Genomic DNA, 2307 nt, shown 5'->3' on the forward strand with positions numbered 1-2307 from the left:
GAGAGTAGAAATTTGTTTGCGTACAGATATGATACGCCGTTTTTTACAACTTGTTCACAGACATCTTTATAATCTCTGTTTTGAAACTCACAGTTGTCATATTTTCCCATAAGCAGGGTGCCAAATAACATAGTTAATAGTAGTTTTTTCATCTGTTTTTCCCTACGGTTCGAAGTTACTATGATAACAAAAAATTTTTCAAGTTATATTAATTCTTTATATTAGTCTCTAGTTTGATATAATCAGAAAAAAATATAACAGATGAAGATGGAGCGATAGATGGTAGACAAAGCATGTGACAACAAAATATGTATAAATAGCAAAAATTGCGCTAGATTCCAATCATTTTTAGACGGAAACAACGACTCTAAAACATTTAAGGGTACGGAAGTAAAAGGGTGCGGACAGTTTATTCAGAAGTAGTGTTTATCTCTTTTAGTCTCTGCGGAATCCCAATATCTCGCCATTTCCCCTCATGGAGAGTTCCGCTTATGCGGTCGTTTTTAATAGCTTCGCGAAGCAGCGGCGCAAGTGGGGTTTTTTTGCACTCCAAACCCCTGAAAAATTCTGCAGAGTAGTATCCGATGCCTGAGAAGGTAAACTTCTTCTTGTCATCGCTCACAACTCTGTTTTTATGAAGAGCAAAGTCTCCTTGATGGTTGTGCTCCGGGTTTGGAACTAGAATAAGATGTGCCAAATCACCATTTAAATCAAAACTGCTCTCAAACTCATAATCGCACCAGATATCGCTGTTTACGACTAAAAAAGTCTCATCTTCTAGCAGAGGGAGCGCTTTTATTATCCCGCCTGCACTCTCCAGCGCTCCGCACTCCTGCTCGTCGGAGTAGATAAGGCTTACTCCCCATTTTGAGCCATCCCCAAGAGCCTCAGTTATCTGATTTCCAAAGTGGGCGATGTTGATAACTATCTCGCTAAAGCCCAAAGATGCAAGCTTTTCAATGTGCCAGACTATAAGCGGCTTGCCTTTGACCTTTAAGAGCGCTTTTGGAGTCTTGTCGGTAAGCGGACGCATCCTCTCGCCGCGACCGGCCGCAAGTATCATCGCTTTCATTTTGCTCTGCTTAAAAAATCTGCAAACTCTCTTGTCTCATCATATCTCTCCGCCGTATCAATTACGTATTTCAGGGTAAGAGGTATATCTTTGAGATAGCCGTTTTTTTTGTCGCGGATATGCAGACGAGAGAATACTCCAAGAACCTTTATATGTCTTTGCATCCCCATAAAGTCAAACCATTTCAAAAATGTCTCATCGCTTACTTTGAGCCCTTTTTTGTCGCGAAATTCTAACGCCAATTTTTTTATCTCTTTTCTCTCATACGCTACGTAGCAATCCTTTAGTAGGGAGACCAAATCATACGTAATTGCGCCGTTCATGGCATCCTGATAATCTATAACGCCGATTTTGTTGTCACTCTTTAGCATTATATTTCTTGAGTGAAAATCGCGGTGTACAAAAACATCCTGAGGCTGTTCAAGTACTACGCCTGAAATCGCATTTAATGTGCTTGTGATAAGCTCTTTTTGCGCCTCATCAAGCTTTAGATGAAGCTTTTTCTCCAGATACCACTCATGCATCAAATCCATCTCTGCATGTAGAAATTTTTTATCATAAACAGGCAGACCTTTTGTATCTGCTTTTTGCATCTTTAGGATAGTATTTATGGCTTTTGTGTAAAAGGCTTTGAAGTTGTTTTGGTTTAGGATATTGAGATAGTGGGTGGTTCCAAAATCTTCCAAAATAAGATAGCCATCATCTGGATTTTGTTCAAAAATTTTTGGCGCGCCTACTTCGGCATCTTTAAGCCTTGCTGTCACATCAATAAACGATTCAAGCGAGTTCTTCTCCAGTGAAGAGTCCATTAAAAGAGCCGTTCTGTCTCCGTCACGGAGTCTGTAATATTTTCTAAAGCTGGCATCAGCCAAGGCAGTTTCAATCGTATAATTTTTAAAAATGGTCTTACTTAACCACTCTTTTATTTTATTCATATATAGCACCTAAAATAGAATCTTTTGACGCTCCGGTTACAGACGAAATTTTAACATATTTTTTGTGTATTCTCTCATGTGCGAGCCATGCAAAAGCCATCGCCTCCATAAACTCGCTGCTTACGCCGCACTCATCGCTTGAGACAACCTCGACGTTTTGCAGTTCATCACATAGGCGCTCCATAAGATAGATGTTTTTAACTCCGCCGCCGCAAACAATAAGCAGATTGGTAGGAGTTTTTTTAACTTCGTCGGCAATGCTTTTTACGGTAAGCTCCAGAAGGGTCGCTTGGATGTCTC

General features: G+C 40.1%; 4 protein-coding genes. 1 reads left to right on the forward strand and 3 read right to left on the reverse strand.

Features of this window, described 5'->3' with window-relative positions; all coding sequences use genetic code 11:
* The first annotated feature begins 279 nt into the window (after positions 1 to 279).
* A complete protein-coding gene (locus tag K0A91_RS11030; protein ID WP_295010208.1) occupies positions 280 to 423 on the forward strand; it encodes a hypothetical protein in 144 nt (47 codons plus the stop codon).
* Here the strand turns inward: K0A91_RS11030 and murU are convergent.
* From murU to K0A91_RS11045, 3 genes are all read right to left on the reverse strand, one after another.
* On the reverse strand, positions 410 to 1072 hold the full coding sequence (murU, locus tag K0A91_RS11035; RefSeq protein ID WP_295010210.1) for an N-acetylmuramate alpha-1-phosphate uridylyltransferase MurU: 663 nt from the start codon (positions 1070 to 1072) through the stop codon (positions 410 to 412). The genes K0A91_RS11030 and murU overlap by 14 nt on opposite strands.
* The gene (locus K0A91_RS11040; protein WP_295010212.1) at positions 1069 to 2007 is read right to left on the reverse strand and encodes a phosphotransferase; all 939 of its coding nucleotides are present in this window, start codon (positions 2005 to 2007) and stop codon (positions 1069 to 1071) included. Before K0A91_RS11040 ends, murU begins: the two co-directional genes overlap by 4 nt.
* Positions 2000 to 2307, reverse strand: a 308-nt coding sequence (locus K0A91_RS11045; RefSeq protein ID WP_295010214.1) for an anhydro-N-acetylmuramic acid kinase, incomplete at its 5' end; no start/stop codon positions are given. The genes K0A91_RS11040 and K0A91_RS11045, both read right to left, overlap by 8 nt.

The sequence above is a fragment of the Sulfurimonas sp. genome, assembly GCF_019429335.1.
Lineage (GTDB): Bacteria > Campylobacterota > Campylobacteria > Campylobacterales > Sulfurimonadaceae > Sulfurimonas.